This is a genomic window from Devosia oryziradicis, from assembly GCF_016698645.1.
In the GTDB taxonomy this organism is placed as follows: domain Bacteria; phylum Pseudomonadota; class Alphaproteobacteria; order Rhizobiales; family Devosiaceae; genus Devosia; species Devosia oryziradicis.
The window spans coordinates 1,404,349-1,424,533 of sequence record NZ_CP068047.1; the positions used below are offsets into that span (position 1 = coordinate 1,404,349).

General features: G+C 63.9%; 15 protein-coding genes. 5 read left to right on the forward strand and 10 right to left on the reverse strand.

Going from position 1 to position 20,185, the window contains the following annotated elements; genetic code table 11:
• Positions 1 to 2: 2 nt before the first annotated feature.
• The 9 genes from JI749_RS07075 to JI749_RS07115 form a co-directional block, all read right to left on the reverse strand.
• Positions 3 to 3,341, reverse strand: coding sequence for a transglutaminase family protein (locus tag JI749_RS07075; RefSeq protein WP_201661447.1), 3,339 nt, complete (start codon positions 3,339 to 3,341; stop codon positions 3 to 5).
• A 97-nt stretch (positions 3,342 to 3,438) separates the two neighbouring features.
• On the reverse strand, positions 3,439 to 5,007 hold the full coding sequence (locus JI749_RS07080; RefSeq protein ID WP_407644901.1) for an FGGY-family carbohydrate kinase: 1,569 nt from the start codon (positions 5,005 to 5,007) through the stop codon (positions 3,439 to 3,441).
• Between the two features lie 217 nt (positions 5,008 to 5,224).
• Positions 5,225 to 6,697 carry a mannitol dehydrogenase family protein gene (locus JI749_RS07085; RefSeq protein WP_201661451.1) on the reverse strand — a complete coding sequence of 491 codons (1,473 nt, stop codon included), beginning with the start codon at positions 6,695 to 6,697 and terminating at the stop codon, positions 5,225 to 5,227.
• Between the two features lie 135 nt (positions 6,698 to 6,832).
• Entirely contained in the window at positions 6,833 to 7,837 is a 1,005-nt protein-coding gene (locus JI749_RS07090) for an ABC transporter ATP-binding protein (protein ID WP_201661453.1), read from the reverse strand.
• A 17-nt stretch (positions 7,838 to 7,854) separates the two neighbouring features.
• A complete protein-coding gene (locus tag JI749_RS07095; protein ID WP_201661455.1) occupies positions 7,855 to 8,685 on the reverse strand; it encodes a carbohydrate ABC transporter permease in 831 nt (276 codons plus the stop codon).
• Between the two features lie 12 nt (positions 8,686 to 8,697).
• Entirely contained in the window at positions 8,698 to 9,570 is an 873-nt protein-coding gene (locus tag JI749_RS07100) for a carbohydrate ABC transporter permease (RefSeq protein WP_201661457.1), read from the reverse strand.
• 131 nt (positions 9,571 to 9,701) lie between these two features.
• The gene (locus tag JI749_RS07105; protein ID WP_201661459.1) at positions 9,702 to 11,012 is read right to left on the reverse strand and encodes an ABC transporter substrate-binding protein; all 1,311 of its coding nucleotides are present in this window, start codon (positions 11,010 to 11,012) and stop codon (positions 9,702 to 9,704) included.
• A gap of 156 nt (positions 11,013 to 11,168) precedes the next feature.
• A complete protein-coding gene (locus JI749_RS07110) occupies positions 11,169 to 12,128 on the reverse strand; it encodes a sugar-binding transcriptional regulator (RefSeq protein ID WP_201661461.1) in 960 nt (319 codons plus the stop codon).
• Between the two features lie 73 nt (positions 12,129 to 12,201).
• On the reverse strand, positions 12,202 to 12,978 hold the full coding sequence (locus tag JI749_RS07115) for a FadR/GntR family transcriptional regulator (protein ID WP_201661463.1): 777 nt from the start codon (positions 12,976 to 12,978) through the stop codon (positions 12,202 to 12,204).
• Positions 12,979 to 13,401: 423 nt separating this feature from the next.
• Between JI749_RS07115 and chvE the strand changes: the two genes are divergently transcribed.
• The 5 genes from chvE to JI749_RS07140 all read left to right on the forward strand — a co-directional run bounded on the left by chvE (position 13,402) and on the right by JI749_RS07140 (position 19,259).
• Positions 13,402 to 14,478 carry a multiple monosaccharide ABC transporter substrate-binding protein gene (gene chvE, locus JI749_RS07120; protein ID WP_325166765.1) on the forward strand — a complete coding sequence of 359 codons (1,077 nt, stop codon included), beginning with the start codon at positions 13,402 to 13,404 and terminating at the stop codon, positions 14,476 to 14,478.
• A gap of 106 nt (positions 14,479 to 14,584) precedes the next feature.
• Positions 14,585 to 16,117 (forward strand): multiple monosaccharide ABC transporter ATP-binding protein, encoded by a 1,533-nt coding sequence (gene mmsA / locus JI749_RS07125; protein ID WP_201661480.1) that lies wholly within the window; start codon positions 14,585 to 14,587, stop codon positions 16,115 to 16,117.
• Positions 16,114 to 17,397 (forward strand): multiple monosaccharide ABC transporter permease, encoded by a 1,284-nt coding sequence (gene mmsB / locus JI749_RS07130; RefSeq protein ID WP_201661482.1) that lies wholly within the window; start codon positions 16,114 to 16,116, stop codon positions 17,395 to 17,397. Before mmsA ends, mmsB begins: the two co-directional genes overlap by 4 nt.
• A 124-nt stretch (positions 17,398 to 17,521) precedes the next feature.
• A complete protein-coding gene (locus JI749_RS07135) occupies positions 17,522 to 18,115 on the forward strand; it encodes a hypothetical protein (protein WP_201661486.1) in 594 nt (197 codons plus the stop codon).
• A gap of 94 nt (positions 18,116 to 18,209) precedes the next feature.
• Complete coding sequence (locus tag JI749_RS07140) at positions 18,210 to 19,259, forward strand: MraY family glycosyltransferase (RefSeq protein WP_201661491.1); 1,050 nt, start codon at positions 18,210 to 18,212, stop codon at positions 19,257 to 19,259.
• Between the two features lie 24 nt (positions 19,260 to 19,283).
• Here the strand turns inward: JI749_RS07140 and sseA are convergent, their stop codons facing one another.
• Positions 19,284 to 20,117: a 3-mercaptopyruvate sulfurtransferase gene (gene sseA, locus JI749_RS07145; RefSeq protein WP_201661493.1), complete on the reverse strand. Its 834-nt coding sequence runs from the start codon at positions 20,115 to 20,117 to the stop codon at positions 19,284 to 19,286.
• Between the last annotated feature and the right edge of the window lie 68 nt (positions 20,118 to 20,185).

Below are 20,185 nucleotides of genomic sequence, written 5' to 3' on the forward strand. Positions count from 1 at the left end.
GGCTACCAGAAGCGCGGGGGCCGGCGCAGGTCAAGCGTCAGCGGGAATTCGTCCGCAGGCTTTTCCGAGCGCAGTTCGTAGCCGCCAGCCGTGTAGTTTTGCGGGATGAAGCGCGCGAGGCGGCGGGCTTCGGCCTCGTTGCCGTTGACGGGGAAGGTGTCGTAGCTGCGGCCACCCGGATGGGCGACATGGTAGACGCAGCCACCTACCGGGCGCTGGGTCCAAGTGTCATAGATGTCGAAGACCAGGGGGGTGTTGACCGGCAGCACGGGGTGGAGACCCGAGGCGGGCTGCCAGGCCTTGTAGCGAACGCCGGCGACGGAAGTGCCCTTGGTATCGGTCGGCCGCAATGGCACCGGGCGCTGGTTGCAGGTAACGGCATAGCGCTCGGGGTTGAGCCCTTCGAGCTTGACCTGCAGGCGTTCGACCGAGCTGTCGACGAAGCGCACCGTGCCGCCGATGGCGCCCTGTTCGCCCATGACATGCCAGGGTTCGAGGGCTTGCCGCAGTTCGAGATGAACGCCTTCATATTCGACCTCGCCGCAGAAGGGGAAGCGGAATTCGAGCTGGGCGGCGAACCAGGCCGGGTCAAGCCTGAAACCGTGCCGATCGAGATCGGCGAGGACGTCGAGGAAGTCCTGCCACACGTAGTGGGGGAGCATGAGCCGATCATGCAGCGTGGTGCCCCAACGGGCAAAGCTGCCATCGGCCGGGTCGGTCCAGTAGCGGGCGATCAGCGCGCGGATCAGCACCTGCTGAGCCAGCGACATGCGGGCATTGGGCGGCATCTCGAAGCCGCGGAATTCAACCAGACCCAGGCGGCCGGTGGGGCCGTCGGGGGAATAGAGTTTGTCGATGCAGATTTCCGAGCGATGCGTGTTGCCCGTGACGTCGACAAGGAGGTTGCGGAACAGTCGATCGACCAGCCAAGGCGGCGGCGCCGGCTCACCCGATGCAGGGTGGGGCACCTGTGCCATGGCGATTTCGAGTTCGTATAGGCTGTCGTGGCGGGCCTCGTCGAAGCGCGGCGCCTGGCTGGTCGGGCCGATGAACAGCCCCGAGAACAGGTAGCTCATCGCCGGGTGCCGCTGCCAATGCAGCACCAGCGACTTGAGCAGGTCAGGCCGGCGCAGGAATGGGCTGTCATGCGGGGTGGCGCCGCCGACGACCACATGATTGCCGCCGCCGGTGCCAGTATGGCGGCCATCGATCATGAACTTGTCGGCGCCCAGGCGCGACTGGCGGGCCTCTTCGTAGATGGCCGAGGTGGTGGCGACGCAATCATCCCAGCTCGACGCCGGATGAATATTGACCTCGATGACACCAGGATCGGGCGCGACGCGGATGACGTTGAGGCGCGGATCGTGCGGCGGCGCATAGCCTTCCAGATGCACCGGCTGGCCGATCTCCCGGGCCGCGGCCTCGGTGGCGGCGACGAGTTCCAGATAGTCCTCGAGCTTTTCAACCGGCGGCAGGAAGACGCAAAGCCTGTGATCGCGGATTTCGGCGGTGACTGCGGTCCGCACCTGGCCCTCGATCTCGCTGATCTGCTGCTCGACCCGCTCCTGCTGTTCGGTGGCGGCAGTGAAATCGGCTGCGAGCTGAGCGCGCGGATCGGCCTTGGGGCGCGCCAGGATTTCGGCCGGATCGGGGAGGTCGCCGCGCGGCGCGCCGGGGTCCTGCGGCACGACATGGGGATAGCTGGTGGGGCTCAGATGCTTGAGGGAGGCCAGGGGCAGGCGGTAGCCGGCCGGGCTGTCGCCGGGGGCGAGGAAGAGCTTGCCGCGGCGTGTCTTCCACTTTTCGGTGAGCCATGGGCTCGAGGCCACGGCGTTCCAGCGCTGCACCGGCAGCACATAGCCGGTGGGATTGTTGAGGCCGCGCTCGAATACCCTGGCGATGCGCGAGCGGGCCTCGGGATCGGCGAGTTCGGAATTGGCCGGATCGACGTTATCGGGCAGCCTGGCTTCCTTGAGCAGCCACTCGCCGGGGTCTTCATAGGCCTCGGCAATGGTCTCGCCGGTGAGACCGAGATTGTGCGCAAAAGCTGCCAGAAATCTTGCAGCATGCTCGTGCGTTGCTGATGTTTTGATGCCCTCGCGGGCGATGAGGCTTTCGTCGGTCCAGACCGGCTTGCCGTCGAGACGCCAATAGAGCGAGAAGGTCCAGCGTGGCAGGGTTTCCCCCGGATACCACTTGCCCTGGCCATAATGCAGCATGCCATTGGGCGCAAAACGGTCGCGCAACCGGCGGATCAGGTCGTCGGCCAGCCTGCGCTTGGTCGGGCCCACGGCGCCGGTATTCCACTCGTCGGATTCAAAATCATCGATGGAAACGAAGGTCGGCTCGCCGCCCATGGTCAGGCGGACGTCGTTGTCCGCCAATATCTTGTCGACCTGCTTGCCAAGGGCATCGAGCTCGTTCCAGCTCTCGTCCGAGAAGGGCTTGGTGATGCGCGGGTGCTCGGCGACGCGGGTGACGCGCATGTCGAAGGCGAAATCGACCTCGGCATAGGAAGCGAAGCCCGAAATCGGCGCGGCGTTGCGGTAATGTGGCGTCGCGGCCAGGGGAACGTGGCTCTCGCCGGTCAGCAGACCCGATGTGGGGTCGAGCCCTACCCAGCCGGCGCCGGGGAGATAGACTTCGCACCAGGCATGGAGGTCTGTGAAATCGTGGTCGGTGCCGGCGGGGCCGTCGAGCGAAACCAGATCGGGCTTGAGCTGGATGAGGTAGCCGGAAACGAAGCGGGCGGCAAAACCGAGGTTGCGCAGTGCCTGCACCAGCAACCAACTGGAATCGCGGCAGCTGCCCCTGGCGTTGCCCAGCGTTTCCTCGGGCGTCCAGACGCCGGTTTCCATGCGCACGATATAGGCGATGTGCTTTTGGATGGAGGCGTTGAGGCCGGTGACGAAGTTCACCGTGTTCTGCGGCGACTTATCGATGCCCGCCAGGAACTGCTGCAGCAGGGGACCGGCCGGTTCGGGCTGCATGTAGATCGATAGATCGTCGCGGATATCCTCTGGATACTGGAACGGCCAGATCTCGGCGCTCTCTTCGACGAAGAAGTCGAACGGGTTGTAGACCGTCATGTCGGCGACGAGGTCGACTTCGATCTTGAGCTCGGTCACCGGCTCGGGGAAGACGAAACGGGTGAGGAAGTTGCCGTAGGGATCCTGCTGCACATTGACGAAGTGCAGCTCCGGAGAGACCTTGAGCGAATAGCTCAGCACCTTGGTCTTGGAGTGCGGTGCCGGCTGCAAACGGATGATCTGCGGCTGGAGGATGACCGGGCGGTCATACTTATAGTGCGTCAGGTGATAGACGGCGGCTTTGATCGACATGCGTTCAGGTCGCTCGCTTCAGGCCACGAATTTGACTTCCCGGCAAGGAGCTTAGCGGGGATTGCCTGGTGGGGCTAGGCGGATGGTGCCCTGGCACCTATGCCATCGCGTCGATGGCCTGCCGCTGGCGGAGCATTTCGAGGAAGATGCGGTAGTCCCTGTCGAACTGCGGGCGGGCGGCCGGATCGGGGGCGCGCTCGCGGCCGCCTTGCTGCATGGCGATGCAGGCCGCATCGAGGCCAGGATAGAGGCCGGCGGCGGTGGCCGCGACCATGGCCATGCCCAGCAGCGTTGCGTCGCGGGCCGAGGACTCCACCACGGTGCAGCCCGTGGCATCGGCATAAAGCTCCATCAGCACGGCGTTCTTGGTGTGGCCACCGGTCACGTGGAGCGTGTCGATGGCGTAGCCGCGGGTGTTGAGGGTTTCGAGGATGTGGCGGACGCCCAGGGCGATGGAAACGGCGGTGCGCCAATAAAGGCGGCAGAGCGAGTCGAAATCACTGTCGAGTGTGAGGCCGGAGATGACGCCGAGGGCGAAGGGGTCGCCAAGGGGCGAGCGGTTGCCGTGGAAGTCGGGCAGGACGTGCAGGCGCTCGGCCAGGGCCAGCCCCTCCTGAGCGCGCAGTTCCATGATGCGGGCGGCGATGGCGTGGTGGCGTTCGGGCGTCGGCTCGCCGCCCGCGCCGTGCCAGCGGATGATGTGGTCGAGCAGGGCACCAGTGGCGGACTGGCCGCCTTCGTTGAGCCAGACGCCGGGCAGGACGGCGCCGAAGTAGGGTCCCCAGACGCCTGATGTCGGGCGGGCCTCGGCCGACAGCGCCATGACGCAGCTCGAGGTGCCGGCGATCAGCGCCAGGTGCCGGTCGATGGTATCGACATCGTGCGTGAATGCGCCGAGCACCCCCAGTGCGCCGGCATGGGCATCGATAAGACCGGCGCCGACGCGGCAGGCGGTGGTGAGGCCCAGATCGGCGGCTGCGGCCGGGGTAAGGGGGCCGAGATCGGTGCCCACCGGGCTGGCCTGTTCGGGAAGGGATGCCTTGTCGAGCAGGTCGTCCAGACCCACACTGGCCAGGAAATCAGGCTGCCAGCCCGCTTCGGTGTGGGCGAGATAAGTCCATTTGCAGGTGAGGGTCGACTGGCTGCGAGCGAGCGAGCCCGTGGCTTTCCAGGACAGGAAATCGGCCAGGTCGAACATCATGCCGGCGCGCTGCCAGCTCGCCGGCATATGGCGCTTGAGCCACATGAGCTTGGGCACTTCCATTTCCGGTGACATGACACCGCCGGCATAGTCGAGCACGAGGTGCCCGGTGGCGGTGCATTCTTCAGCTTCATCGAGCGCGCGGTGGTCCAGCCAGACTACGGTATCCCAATTGTCCGCGCCATTGGTCGAGACCGTGACCGGCCTGCCGTTGCCGTCGCGAACGACAAGGGAGCAGGTAGCGTCGAAACTGAGGCCGACCACATGGCTTGGGTCGGCACCGGCCTTGGTCATCGCTTCGCGCACGGCAGCGCAGACGGCATACCAGATCTGCTCGCTGTCATGCTCGGCATGATTGGCGTCGGTGCGGTTCATGGCGATGGGATGTTCGGCGCGGCCGGCCAGCGCGCCCTGCGCGGTCAGCACGCCGGCCCGGGCACTCCCCGTGCCAACGTCAACTGCCACCAGGAGGCTTTGCGTCAAGGATCGGCGCCTTCTTCTCGGTTAGGGCGCGAAAGTAGCGGAAGGATCGGGGGGAGGCTAGGGGGGCGACCGGCGTGGCACGAAGCGCGGTGTCATTCCATGCTCCAAGTCATTGGAGAAATTCGGACACGGATTCCGGCCTTCGCCGGGATGACACCGCGCATGACAGGGCTCAATGGCCCGATAAAGTGAAGAAGGCCTAAAGCCGATCTGCCAGGTATCGCTCCAATGTCGCCTTGGTGCCGACGCTCCAGAGCGTGGTCAGGGCGTGACCGAAGGCAGCGACGAAGGACTGGCTGCGGCCGAGATCGCCGTAGATGTCGGTCATGGCAAGCCAGGCCTTCGGATCATCCTTGGCCAGCCGTGCCTGGCGGGTCAGGCGGTTCCAGCTTGGGTCGTTGGGTTCGATGACGGCACCTGAATCCGATGTGCCATAGCAGTAGCGACACCAGAGTGCGGAAACGAGCGCCAGACCAATGACGGACTGTCCGGCAGCAACCCGGTCGACTGCCGACGGAACAATGAATTTCGGTTGCCGGTTCGAGCCGTCAAGCGCCAGGCGGCGCACGGTATCGCCGATCTTTGGATTGGCGAAACGGCGCTGGCAGAGCGCGAAATAGTCGTGAAGGTCCGTATCGGGCACGGGCGGGACGACGGGGATGATCTCGTCGTTCTCGACCTTGGCGAGGAACGCCGCGATCAGAGGGTGTTCCATTGCCTCGTGGACAAAGTGGATATCGAGCAGGCCCGCGGGGTAGGCAATGGTGGCGTGGCCGCCATTGAGGATGCGGATCTTCATGTGCTCATAGGGCGCGACGTCGCTGACGAACTGCACGCCGACCCTTTCCAGCGCTGGCCGGCCGGCGGGGAAGTTGTCCTCGAGCACCCATTGCTTGAAGCTCTCGCAGAAGACGGGCCAGTTATCGTCTATGCCGAAGTTGTCGGACAGCAGCGCGACCTCGCGCGGAGAGGTGGCGGGGGTGATGCGGTCGACCATGCCATTGGGGAAGGCGACGTTGTCGCGCACCCACTGGGCGAGCGCCGGATCGACCAACTTGGCCAGCCCGACCACGGCATTCTGGGTGACATGACCGTTGCCGGGAATGTTGTCGCAGCTCATTACAGTGAAGGGCTGAATGCCGGCATTGCGACGGCGGATCAGACCGGCGAGGATGAGGCCGAAGGCGGTCCTGGGTTCTGCCATGCTGGCGGCGTCGAAGGCGATGTCGGGATGGTTGGGATCGAACTTCTGGCTGGCCGGGTCGATATAGTAGCCGCCCTCGGTGATCGTCAGCGACACGATGCGAATGGCCGGATCGGCGAGGCGGGCAATGACGGCGGCGCTGTCGCCCGGCTTGATATAGTCGATCATGGCGCCGGTGATGCGAGCACTGCTGCTATCGGCTTCCTGCTCGACGACGGTGGTCAGCCAATCCTGTGATTTCAGTTTCTGCCGCATGGCCTCGTCGGCATCGCGAACGCCAGCACCGACCAGGGCCCAATCATGGCTGGAACCCAGCGCGAACAGGTCGTCGAGATAGACGGCCTGGTGAGCGCGATGGAAGTTGCCGACGCCGAAATGGACGATGCCGGCCGTGAGGGAGGCTCGGTCATAGGCTGGGAGGGCGGCGGTGGTGATCCGGGGCAGGGTGGCGGCGGAGAGTTTGGTCATTGGATATAGTCCTTCACGCGCTCCCATGAGACCTCATGGTGAGCTTGTCGAACCACGAGGTCGGGTCCGCTGAAACTGTGTGCCACGACCTCGTCCTTCGACAGGCTCAGAATGAGGTCTACGGACACCGCCTCCCTAGATCGCCACACCCGCTGCATCGAATCGATAGATTCGGGTCGGGTCCGGCGTGAGGTATACGTCATCGCCATGGCTGAACATCTGGTCGCCATCGGTGCGAACGGTCATGAGGCCGAGGCCGTCGACATGGACGTGGAGGAAGGTATCCGAGCCGAGCTGCTCGGCTACGCCGACCTTGCCTTTCCACGCACCCGGTGTCGGCGTGGCGGCGAGTTTGAAATGCTCGGGGCGAACGCCGATCGAGTGGGCATTGTGTTTGCCCGCCTCCGGGCCATCGATGAAGTTCATCTTGGGCGAGCCGATGAAGCCGGCGACGAAGCGATTGGCGGGTTTCTTGTAGAGATCGAGCGGCGAGCCGAACTGCTCCACATTGCCGGCATTGAGCACGACGATGCGATCGGCCATGGTCATGGCTTCGACCTGGTCGTGGGTGACGTAGATCATGGTGGTCTTGAGCTGCTGGTGCAGTTCGGTGATTTCGAGCCGCATATTGACGCGCAGCGCGGCGTCGAGGTTTGACAGGGGCTCGTCGAACAGGAAGGCCTTGGGCTCGCGCACGATGGCACGGCCGATGGCGACGCGCTGCCGCTGTCCGCCGGACAAGGCGCGGGGGCGGCGATCGAGATAGGAGCTGAGGTTCAGCGTGCGGGCGGCGTACTCGACCTTCTGGTCGATCACCTCCTTGGGCGCTTTGGCCATCTTGAGCGGGAAGGCGATGTTGTCGCGCACGCTCATATGCGGATAGAGCGCGTAGCTTTGGAACACCATGGCGAGGCCGCGCCGGGCCGGCGGCGCCTTGGTCATGTCCTCGCCATCGAGCAGGATCTGGCCCGAGGTGGTGTCTTCGAGGCCGGCGATCAGGCGCAGCAGGGTGGACTTGCCGCAGCCGGAGGGGCCGACAAAGACGACGAACTCGCCGTCTTTGATATCGAGGCTGATGTCCGGGATGATCTGGACTTCGCCAAAGGACTTCTTGACGTGGGAGAGGGTAATGCAGCCCATTTTTCAGTAGTCCCTTGTTACTTCACAGCGCCGAAGGTGAGGCCGCGGACGAGTTGTTTCTGGCTGAACCAGCCCATGAGCAGGATCGGCGCGATGGCGAGCAAGGATGCGGCCGAGAGCTTGGCGAGGAACAGGCCCTGCGGGCTTGAGAAGCTGGAGATGAAGGCAGTGAGCGTGCCGGCGCGGCCCGAGGTCAGCGTGATGGTCCAGAAGGCTTCGTTCCAGGCCAGGATCACGTTGAGCAGCAGCGTCGAGGCGATACCGGGCACCGCCATGGGCACGAGGACGTGGGTGATCTCGTTCCAGAGCTCGGCGCCATCCATGCGCGCGGCTTCGAGGATATCGACGGGTATTTCCTTGAAGTAGGTGTAGAGCATCCAGATGATGATCGGCAGGTTGATCAGGGTCATGATCAGCGTCAGGCCATGCACGGTATCGAGCAGGCGCAGGTCGCGGAAGATCAGGTAGATCGGGATCAGGACGCCGACGGCGGGCATCATCTTGGTGGAGAGCATCCACATCAGGATGTCCTTGGTCTTCTTGGACGGCGCGAAGGCCATGGACCAGGCCGCCGGGATGCCGATGACCAGGCCCAGCAGGGTCGAGCCGACCGAGACCAGGATCGAATTGGTGGCGTGCTTGAAGTAGTCCGAGCGATCCTGAACGGCGGCGAAGTTTTCCAGCGTGAAGTTCTGCGGAAAGAAGGTGGGGGTCGCGGCGATGGCTTCCGCCTCGGTCTTGAAGGCGGTCAGCAGCACCCAGAGGATGGGTGAGAACAGCAGCAGGGCGACGGCCCAGGCGAGGATGGTGAAGCCGATGCGGGTTTCAACGGGGACATTGCGGGCCATGGTGGTTCTCCCTCACGCGTCCAGGTTCTTGCCGACGGCGCGCATCAGGAAGAAGGCGACGATGTTGGCGAGGATGACAGCCACCACGCCCCCGGCTGACCCCGCGCCGATGTCGTTGGACAGGATGCCGGTGCGGAAGACCAGGAAGGCGATGTTGGTGGACGCATAGCCCGGGCCGCCGCCTGTGGTGACGCGGATCTCGGCGAAGATGCCGAGCAGGAAGATGGTCTGGATCAGGATCACGATGGTGATCGAGCGGGCCATGTGCGGCAGGATGATGTAGCGGAAGCGGTTGATGGCGTTGGCGCCATCCATCTCGGCGGCCTCGCGCTGCTCTTCGGAGAGCGACTGCAAGGCGGTGAGCAGGATCAGCGTCGCAAAGGGCAGCCACTGCCAGGCGACGATGACGATGACGGAAAACAGCGGATACTGGTTGAACCAGTCGACCGGCTGCAGGCCGAAGAATTTCCACAGATGCCCGAGCATGCCATAGCCGGGATGCATGAAGCCGTTCTTCCAGATCAGCGCCGCGACGGGCGGCATGACAAAGAAGGGCGAGATGACGATGATGCGGAGGATCCCCTGGCCCCAGATGGGCTGATCGAGCAGCAGGGCCAGGAACGTGCCGCCGATGACGGTGATGAGCAGGACGCCGCCGACCAGGATCAGGGTGTTGACCAGTGACTGGGTGAAGCTGGGATCGCCGATGACGTAGAGGTAGTTCGCCCAGCCGGCAAAGCCGGTCATCATCGGGTTGATCAGGCTGTAGTTCTGGAACGAGAACCACAGGGTCATGACCAGGGGCACGATCATCCAGATCAGCAGGACGATCACCGATGGCGCCATCATGATGCGGGCGAGGGTGCGGGTCTGTGCGGTGGCCATAGTGTCCTCAACCGGGCGGGGGCGGCAATCTACCAGCAGGCTCGCCATGAGGTCTCATGGCTGGTCTGGCTTGGAGCCGCCCGGTCGCCAGAGGGGACCGTTGACCGGGCGGGGTCGTCGTCGGGAGGAGACTACTTGATATAGCCGGCGCGGGTCATGTCGCGCAGGGTGGCTTCCTGGGCCTGGGCCAGGGCGTCGTCGGCCGACATCTGGCCGGCCAGAGCCGCCGAGAAAAGCTGGCCCACATTGGTGGCGATGCCGGCAAATTCGGGGATGGCGACGAACTGGACGCCGACATAGGGCACCGGATCGACGGTCGGATGGGTCGGGTCGGCGGCGTAGATGGAGCCCAGGGTCATGTCGGCGAAGGGCGCGGCGGCCTTGTATTCGGCATTCTCATAGAGCGAGATGCGGGTGCCGGGGGGAACGTTGGCCCAGCCATCCTGTGCAGCGACCATTTCAAGATAGGCCTTGTCGGTAGCCCACTTGATGAACTGGGCAGCCGCGTCCTGCTGCTGGGAACCCTTAGGGATGGCCAGCGACCACGCCCAGAGCCAGTTGCCGCGCTTGCCCAGGCCGTTGTCGGGCGCCAGAGCAAAGCCGACCTTGTCGGCGACGGTGGAGTCATCGGGATTGGTGACGAAGGAAGCGGCGACGGTGGCGTCGATCCACATGCCGCACTTGCCCTGCTGGAACAGGGTCAGGTTTTCGTTGAAGCCGTTGGACGAGGCACCGGCGGGACCGGCATCGGCCATCAGTGACAGGTAGGTGTGGAGCGTCGACTTCCACTGCTCGCTGTCGAACTGGGGCTTCCAGTTCTCATCGAACCAGCGGGCACCGAAGGAATTGGACATGGCGGTGAGGAAGGCCATGTTCTCGCCCCAGCCGGCCTTGCCGCGCAGGCAGATGCCGTTGATGTCGTTGGCGCGATCAGTCATGGCGCGGGCAGCCTGACCGATGAACTCCCAGGTCGGGGCCTCCGGCATTTCGAGGCCCGCTTTTTCCATCAGGTCCGTGCGGTACATGATGAAGGAGCTCTCGCCGTAGAAGGGCGCTGCATAGAGTTTGCCATCGACGCTGAGACCATCACGGATCGGCGGCAGCAGGTCGTCGACGGCGTAGTCGGCGTCGTTGGTAAGCGCATCGAGCGGCACCAGCCAGCCCTGCTTGGCCCAAATCGGAACTTCGTAAGTGCCGATTGTCATCACGTCATACTGGCCGCCATTGGTGGCTATGTCGGTGGTGACGTTCTGGCGCAGGGTATTTTCTTCCAGCACGACCCAGTTGAGCTCGATGCCGGTCGCTTCGGTGAATGCCGAGGACAGGCCCTGCATGCGGATCATGTCGCCATTGTTGACGGTGGCGATGGTGAGCGTCTGCGCCGAAGCGGATGCCGCCAGCGCAAGGGTGAACGCGCCCACGAGAATGGGTGTCAGTTTCATATATTCCTCCCAGTAGCCGAAACGGGCATTTGTTCCGGCGATGGGCAAATACTCACAATTCGCGCGGCAGAGTCAAGCGTGCTATGCGCTCACCGCAGGACGTCCGGCGCAGGGAAAACGATTTCGATGTGTCGATTATGTAGTTAAATCAATGGACTAGGCGACCTGCAGCAAACCTTCTGCGGTACGTTCGTCAGTGATGAGGCCGTTGACCAAGCGGCGGTTGAGCGTGGCTCGAATGCCGGGCAATTTTCTCTTGCCCATGGCGATTGCCACGACGAGCGCGCTCTCGCGCGATGGAATCGGCGCGGAGGCGACGCGTTCGTTGGTCAGGCCCTCGATCATCTTGCCCTCGGCATCGAAGCTCCAACCGCAGATTTCGCCAACGGCGCCGGCTTTCTGCAGGGCCTTGAGCTCGGCGTCGGTGATGAAGCCGTCCAAATAGAGGGGAGCATCGGGCCCGATATCGCCGACCCCGACGAAGGTGACGTCGGCCTGCGCGGTGAGCGTCAACGTCTCGCGGATCATCGGCTGGGCATGCAGCAGCTCGCGCTCCCTGGCGGAGGAAGCGATGACCGGGAGCGGCATGGGGAAGCTGCGCGCCTTCACCGTATCGGCGATGTTGAAGATCACGTTGTAATACGCGGCCGACCCGTCGGGCGCGATATTGCCGGTCAGGGACACGACCTTGTGGTGCGGACAGGTCATGGGCGTGAGCTGCTCCACGGCGGCCTTGAGCGTGCGGCCCGTACCGACGGCCATCACGATGGGGTCGGTACGCTTGAGCCAGCGTTCGATTTCGGCGGCCGTCGCTTCGGCGACCCCGATCGTCGTGGACTCGCTGGCAGGATCGGAGGGCACGACCTCCACAAGATCCAGGGCGAAGCGCGACCGCAGGCGGCTGGCCAGATCCATGCAGCGCCCGATGGGGTGATCGAGCCTGACCTTGATCAGGCCCTCGCTAACCGACAGCGACACCAGTCGCTGGGCGGACTGGCGCGAAATGCCAAGCTTGGCGGCGATCTCTTCCTGGGTGTTGCCGGCCACATAGTAGAGCCAGCCGGCGCGGGCGGCGTCATCCAACCTGTTCATCGAACCATCGATTCTCTGCGCCATGCGCCGTCCCTGCGGTTGGGCGGATTATTCCGCCATGCCGGGCGCGGTCGCAAGGCGTTTTCTCGATTCGGTGCTATGCGGCAGGTGGGGCCGGGTTGCGCGCGAGCTGGCTGAGGGCCACGCGGATGTCGCGCTCGGTATCCTTGAGGTGGACCCGCATCGCCTCCGCGGCGGCGCGGCCATTGCCGGCCTTGATGCAGTCGACGATGCGCTGGTGCGCGGCAATGGTGTCCAGCATGGTATGGCCGCGTTGCTCGTGACCGCGGCGGCTGATGAAGAAGCCCTCGCGCAACGGCTGCGCCATGGCTTCGAAGAGAAAGCCCAGCACCCGGTTACCGCTGGCCAGCGCCACGGCTTCGTGGAAGCCGACGTCGTGGGTGTGAAATTCCAGCTCCTGCTCGGGGCTCATGTTGATGCCGCCGGGTCCAACCGTATCGCGCATACCCTGCAGCTCGCTCTCGATGGCCGCAATGCCGGCACGCGTCGCCCGCTTGGCGGCTAGGGTGGCGGACTGCACTTCAAGCGAAAGGCGGACGTCCACCAGATCGAACAGGCCTTTGGGGTCGTAGCGGATGATGGAGGTGAGGAAGTCGCCGAAAGCGGCGCCATCGGGCTCGCGCACCACGGCCTTGCGGCCGCGGGCGATGACCAGGAGGCCGCGGCCCTCGAGCAGCTTGACGGCCTCGCGGATGGTCAGGCGGCTGACGTCGTAGCGCGCCGCCAGTTCCGCCTCGCTCGGCAGGGTGGAGCCGGGCGCCAGTTCGCTCAGGATGAGCTGCGCCAAGGCATCTGCCACCGTCTGGGCGGCCGTCGCATGATCCGGGCGAAAGCGCTCGTCGGATAGGGTCACGAATCCTCCAAGGTATCAGATACCTTTGTCGTTCCCGCGACGCTTTGCGCTCTTTCCGGGTACGTACCTGAACAGGTCATGACATCTTAACGGTGCGAATGGCACGCCGCAACCACCGTAAAACATGGGTTACCGTTAATATTCGGTGATCGAAAAAATTCGTGAGGCGCGGGAATCCGGCTTTACACTGGTATCTGATTATCCTAGTTTCCGGCCCGTGGGCTTGGGAGGGCCCGGGCGGCAACCGCCGCCACGCAGGAGGACCTTCATGCACGATAGACTGGCAGCACGCCCGCGGGTGTCGCCTCAGTTTTCGGTCGCTCGCGATTCCCATCTCGATGTGACGCATGCATCGTCCAAGGCCTTTCCCCTGACGACCATCCAAAAAGCTTCTGAACTCGAAATACAAAAGGGAGTCGAGACGTGAAGATTATCAAGACGCTTGCCACCGTGCTGGCCGTCGGCGCCATGGCGCTGACCGCTTCCACCGCGGTCTTCGCACAGGACAAGGGCGCCATCGGCATTGCCATGCCGACCCAGTCCTCGCTGCGCTGGATCTCGGACGGCAACGAACTCAAGACCGCACTGGAAGCCAAGGGCTATTCCGTCGACCTGCAGTACGCAGAAGACGACATCCCGAACCAGCTGGCCCAGATCGAAAACATGGTCACCAAGGGCGTCAAGGCTCTCGTGATCGCTTCGATCGACGGCACCACGCTGAGCGCCGTGCTGCAGCAGGCTGCCGATGCCGGCATCAAGGTCATCGCTTATGACCGCCTGATCCGCGACAGCGCCAATGTCGACTACTACACCACCTTCGACAACTTCCAGGTGGGCGTGCTCCAGGCCAACTCGCTGGTCAAGGGCCTCAAGGAACGCTTCCCCGACACCAAGCCGTGGAACGTTGAACTGTTCGGCGGTTCGCCGGACGACAACAACGCCTTCTTCTTCTATGATGGCGCCATGTCCGTCCTGCAGCCGATGATCGACTCGGGCGACATCGTCGTGAAGTCGGGCCAGCAGGGCATGGAAACCGTTGGTACCCTCCGTTGGGACGGCGCGGTTGCCCAGGCTCGCATGGACAACATCCTGTCGGCCAACTACTCGGACGGCTCGATCGTCAATGGCGTTCTGGCTCCCTATGACGGCCTGTCTCGCGGCATCATCTCGTCGCTGCGCGGCGTGGGCTACGGCTCGGGCGACCTGCAGTGGCCCGTGATCACCGGCCAGGACGCGGAAGCTCCGTCGGTCAAGGCGATCATCGCCGGCGAGCAGTACTCCACCGTCTACAAGGACACCCGTGAACTGGCCAAGGTCACCGCTGACCTGGTCGACACCGTTGTCTCGGGCGGTACGCCGGAAGGCCTCGACACCACCACCTATGACAATGGCGTCAAGGTCGTGCCGTCGATCCTGCTGACCCCGCATGACGTTGACCTGACCAACTACCAGGCTCTGGTCGTTGACTCGGGCTACATCAAGCCGGAAGACCTGCAGTAAGCATCGGCTTCAAGCCAATGGGGCCCCGCGGCGACGCGGGGCCCTTTCCCGTCACCGGGCCCAGGCGCTAGAATGCGACGCCCGCGTGCACACGAGAAAGCGACGAATGAGCAATACCATTCTGGAGATGCGCGGCATCACCAAGACCTTCCCCGGCGTCAAGGCGCTGCAGGACGTCAACCTCGACGTCCGGGAGGCCGAAATCCACGCCATCGTGGGTGAGAACGGCGCGGGCAAATCCACCCTGATGAAGGTGCTCAGCGGGGTTTATCCCGCCGGCAGCTATGACGGCCAGATCATCTACAAGGGCGAAGAGCAGCACTTCAAATCCATTCGCGACAGCGAACACAAGGGCATCGTCATCATCCACCAGGAGCTGGCGCTGGTGCCGCTGCTGTCGATCGCCGAGAATATCTTCCTGGGCAACGAACAGGCTGCGGCCGGCGTGATCGACTGGGACGAGACCCGTGACGGCGCGCGCAAGCTGCTCGGCATGGTCGGCCTCAATGAAGATCCCGACACGCTGATCACCAATATCGGCGTGGGCAAGCAGCAGCTGGTGGAAATCGCCAAGGCGCTGAGCAAGGAAGTGCGGCTGCTGATCCTGGACGAACCGACCGCGTCGCTGTCGGAAAAGGACAGCGCGGCCCTGCTCGACCTGCTCATGGAATTTCGCAAGCAGGGCATTACCTCGATCCTGATCAGTCACAAGCTCAACGAAGTCAGCAAGGTGGCCGACCGCATCACCGTGATCCGCGACGGCCGGACCATCGAGACGATGAACAAGCAGGACATTACCGAGGACCGGATCATCACCTCGATGGTGGGCCGCTCGCTCGAGGACCGCTATCCCAGTCGCGTCCCGAACATCGGCGAGGTGATCCTGGAGGTGAAGGACTGGTCGGTCTATCACCCGCAGCATCGCGAACGGCAGGTGATCAAGAATATCAGCCTCCATATCCGCAAGGGTGAGGTGGTTGGCATTGCTGGCCTGATGGGGTCGGGCCGCACCGAATTTGCCATGAGCCTGTTCGGCAAATCCTATGGCCAGAAGATCAGCGGCCAGGTGTTCCTCAACGGTAAGCAGATCGACCCGTCCACGGTGGGCAAGGCGGTCCAGCACGGCATCGCCTACGCCACCGAGGACCGCAAGACCTATGGCCTCAACCTGATCGACCACATCAAGCACAACACCACGCTGGCGAACCTGCCCGGGGTTTCGCGCCTGGGTGTCATCGACGACCTGGCCGAACTCGATGCGGCCAACGACTACCGCAAGAGAACCAATATTCGCTCCTCGAGCGTCTACCAGGTCACCGGCAATCTCAGCGGCGGCAACCAGCAGAAGGTCGTGCTCAGCAAGTGGCTGTTCGCTAATCCGGACGTCCTGATCCTGGACGAGCCCACCCGCGGCATCGACGTGGGTGCGAAATACGAAATCTACACCATCATCAACCAACTGGCGGCGCAGGGTAAGGCAATCCTGGTCATCTCCTCGGAGATGCCCGAACTGCTTGGCATTACCGACCGCCTCTATGTAATGAACGAAGGCCGTATCGTTGGCGAAATGCCGACCAGCGATGCCAGCCAGGAAAAGATCATGCGCGCGATCGTCCGCGCCGAAGGGAAGGCATCATGACCACCGAAACCGCCCAGCCGGGCACCACTCCTGCCGGCGAGCCGGTCAAGGTCCAGGAACTTTCCGTCTGGAGCGCGCTCCAGGCCAATCTGCGCGATTACGGCCTGTTGCTCGCGCTGATCCTGATCATGCTGTTCTTCCAGTATTTCACGGCCGGCGTGCTGTTCAAGCCGGTGAACCTGACCAACATCATCCTGCAGAACAGCTACATCATCGTGATGGCGCTGGGCATGCTGCTGATCATCGTGGCAGGCCATATCGACCTTTCGGTGGGCTCGGTCTCCGGCTTCGTGGGCGCCCTGGCGGCCATGCTGATGGTGGGCTGGAACCTGCCGCCCAGCCTTGAATTCCTGGCCAACCCCTTCGTCGCCGGTGCGATCTGCCTGGTCGTAGGCGGGGTGATCGGCGCGGCGCAAGGCTATCTGATCGCCTATCACAAGATCCCCAGCTTCATCGTGACCCTGGCGGGCATGCTGATCTTCAAGGGCTTGTCCCTGGCGATCCTGGCCGGAAAGTCTGTGGGCCCGTTCCCTGCCGAATTCCAGCTGCTCTCGGCAGGCTTCATTCCCGACGTGGTCGGGCCGACCACCCTGGTGGCAGCCAGCGAAGGTGTGCAGCCCGTAGTGCTGCACACCACGACCATGGTCATTGCCATCGTGGCCATTGTCGCCATGATCTTCTTCGCCCTGCGTGGCCGTGCCCGCCGCAAGGCGCGCGGCTATGAGAGCGAACCGTTCGGCCTGTTCGTGGTCAAGAACCTGGTCATTGCGGCCCTGGTGCTGTTCTTTGCCTATATGCTTGCCTCTTATCGCGGCCTGCCCAACGTGCTGGTGGTGATGGGCATCCTGATTGCGCTTTTCGTATTCATCACCAAGCGGATGACCTTCGGCCGCCGCATCTATGCACTGGGCGGCAACCTCAAGGCCGCGGCGCTGTCGGGTATCAAGACCGAACGGCTGACCTTCTACGTCTTCGCCATCATGGGCGTGCTGGCGGCGCTGGCCGGCATGATCTATGCGGCCCGCCTCAACTCGGCGACGCCTAAGGCCGGGCAGGGCCTCGAGCTCGACGTGATCGCGGCCGTGTTCATCGGCGGCGCCTCGGCGCTGGGTGGCGTGGGCCAGGTGGCCGGCGCCGTGATCGGCGCCTTCATCATGGGCGTGATGAACAACGGCATGTCCATCATGGGCGTCAACATCGACTGGCAGCAGATGATCAAGGGCGTCGTGCTGCTGGCCGCCGTGTTCTTCGACCTCTACAACAAGAACCGTTCGGCCTAAGCCGGCCGGGATGAATGACGAGGCCGCCGGGGTGACCCGGCGGCCTTTGCCTTGGGACAGGCGCAGTTCAGGTTGCATTCAGCAGCGCCGCGCTAGTGCCCCGGCAAACGGAGCCAGCGCGCAGATGCGAAACAGTTTTGCCTTCATAACAGTGCCTGTTCTTTTCGCCCTGGCCGCACAGGCGGGGGAGCTGCCGCAGGAGCCGATCGTCGAGCTGCTCGTGCGCGGCGAGAGCGCACCGGTCGATGTCGGCAGCGACTACCTGTTCGGCCTGCCCGAGATTGCCCTGGCGGATCAGGCCGCCTCGGCAGGCGGGATGGTGCGCAACGAGGGCAAGGGGGACTTCAGATCTTCGTGCGTTAGCGACGGCCATCGAACCGTCTGGTTTCTCAGCGATGCGTCCAGCTACGAGGGCGAGCCTTACCTGACGGCCATCGTGGTTTCCGCCATCCCGCCGGCCAGCGACACCTGCCAGGCCACGGCCGGGATCGAGGACGTGCCAGCCGATACGCAACTGCCTGGCATCGGGGCACCGCAAGCCGACATCGAAGCGCGCTTCGGGCCGCTGGAATTGAGCGAAGCGGGGCTTGTCGCCTTCCGCAGCCATGACGTGCTTGGCGATGGCGCGGATAGCTGGGAACTGGTCAAGACGGTGACCTATCACCTGGAAGATGGCGTCGTGGATGCGGTGGCCTATGAGCAGGTAACGATCCACTGACATCGACGATGGGCTGGCTCGGCAAAGGTAAGGCTGGCGCGGCAGTCGCGACTCACTGAAGTCTAAGGGGCGGTCACCTGGCGATTGGCGAGCGATGCTAACTTTCCTGTCCGATTTGATTTCGCCCTATTGGGGGCCGGCGCGGCTTTTTGCCTTCTATCCGGTGCTGGCAACCGTTGGCGCGCTGCTGTCGGCCCTGCTGTCGCTGCTGGTGCTGCCCCGGGTTTGGCATGTGCTGACGACCGACAAGGGCCGGGCGCATGCCGTCAAGGCAGAAGAAAGCGTGGGCAAGCCGGTGGGCGTCGGCATCTTCATCGTGCTGATCACGGTGGGCGTGCTGCTGATCTGCCTGCCCTATGATCCCCGCCTCTATTTCTGCCTCGGCGCGATGCTGATCGCGTCCTGTGTCGGCTATCTGGACGACAGCAAGCCGGGCGGGCTCAGCGAGCTGACGCTAGGCCTTACGGACCTGGCGATCTCGCTGTTCGTCTGCGTGGTGTTGATGAATGGTGAAAACACCCACGTCTGGCTGCCTTTCACCTCCGCGCAACTGACGCTGCCCTGGTGGGGCGGCGTGCTGCTCTACACGCCGGTCATGTGGCTGTGCATCAATGCGGTCAACTGCAACGACGGCGTCGATGGCGTGTCGGGTACGCTGTCATCGTTCACCATCTGCGTGCTGGGCCTGATCCTCTATTTCGTTGTCGGCGATGTCGCCAATGCACGATACCTGCTGATCCCCTACAATCCCGACGCGGTGAGCTGGGCGCTGGCGGCGGCGGTGTTCTGCGGCGCCATCCTGGGCTATCTCTGGCACAATGCTCCACCCAGCGCGGCGCTGATGGGGGATGCCGGATCTCGCCCGATCGGGCTGTTCGTGGGCATGTGCGTGGTGGTTACCGGCAATCCGACCATGGTCTTCTTTGTCGGCGCGCTGCTGCTCTTCAATGGCGCGACGGGCCTGGCCAAGGTTGCCCTGATGCGGCTGTTCGGCTGGCGCATTCTCAGTTCGATCCGCTTTCCGTTCCACGACCATGTGCGCAAGAACCTCAACTGGTCGAACTCCCAGGTGCTCCTGCGCTTCCTGCTTATTCACGTGGCAAGCATCTGGGTGCTGGTGATCCTGCTGATCAAGGTCCGGTAGCTAAGGGCGACCCGTGGGGGACCGTCAGGTCTCGACGTCGGCATCCTTGCGGGCGCCCCATTCGGCCCACGATCCATCATAGACCGCCACCTTGCCAGCCCCGGCCAGTTCGGCGGCGAGCGCGAGGGTGGCAGCGGTGATGCCGGAGCCGCAGGAGGTGATGAGGGGTTTGCCCAGATCGATGCCGCGATCGGCGAACAGCTGGGCGAGCTCGGCCGGCGAGCGCATCTGTCCGTTGTCGGTGAGCAGGCTTACCGGAAGGCTGGCACTGTTGGGGATGTGACCGCCGCGCAGGCCGGGGCGGGGTTCGGGAACCTCGGCGTGGAAACGCGGAGCCGGACGGGCATCGGCGATCTGGGCGACGCCGTCACGACTGCGATCCCGCACCTGCTCGAAACTGGCAACGCGATTTGGATCGAAGCTGGTGTGAAAAACCTGGCGTGGCCGGGTGACCAGACCGGTTTCCGTGGCGCGGCGTTCGGCGCGCCACTTGGGCCCGCCGCCGGCGAGAATGCGAACGTCGTGCGCACCCATGGTGCGGAACGTCCACCAGACGCGGGGGGCGGAGAAGAGGCCGAGTTCGTCATAGACGACGATGGTCATGCGCTCCGAAATCCCCAGGGCACCGACCATGCGGGCGAAGTCGTTGGGGGCGGGCAGCATATGCGGCAGGTCGGTGGACGTATCGGCGACGCCATCGATGTCGAAGAAAACGGCGCCGGGGATATGGCCCGCAAGATATTCGGCCTGGGCGTTGCGGGCTGCGTTGGGCATGTGCCAGCTGCCATCGAGCACGACGAGGTTCGGGTCGCTCAGATGGGTGGCCAGCCAGTCGGTCGAGACGAAGGGGGATTCCATTCTGGTGTCGACTCCTTCGATACCGACCAGTGGTACCGCCCTCCCAACCCCAACCGCAAGAGCGAAAG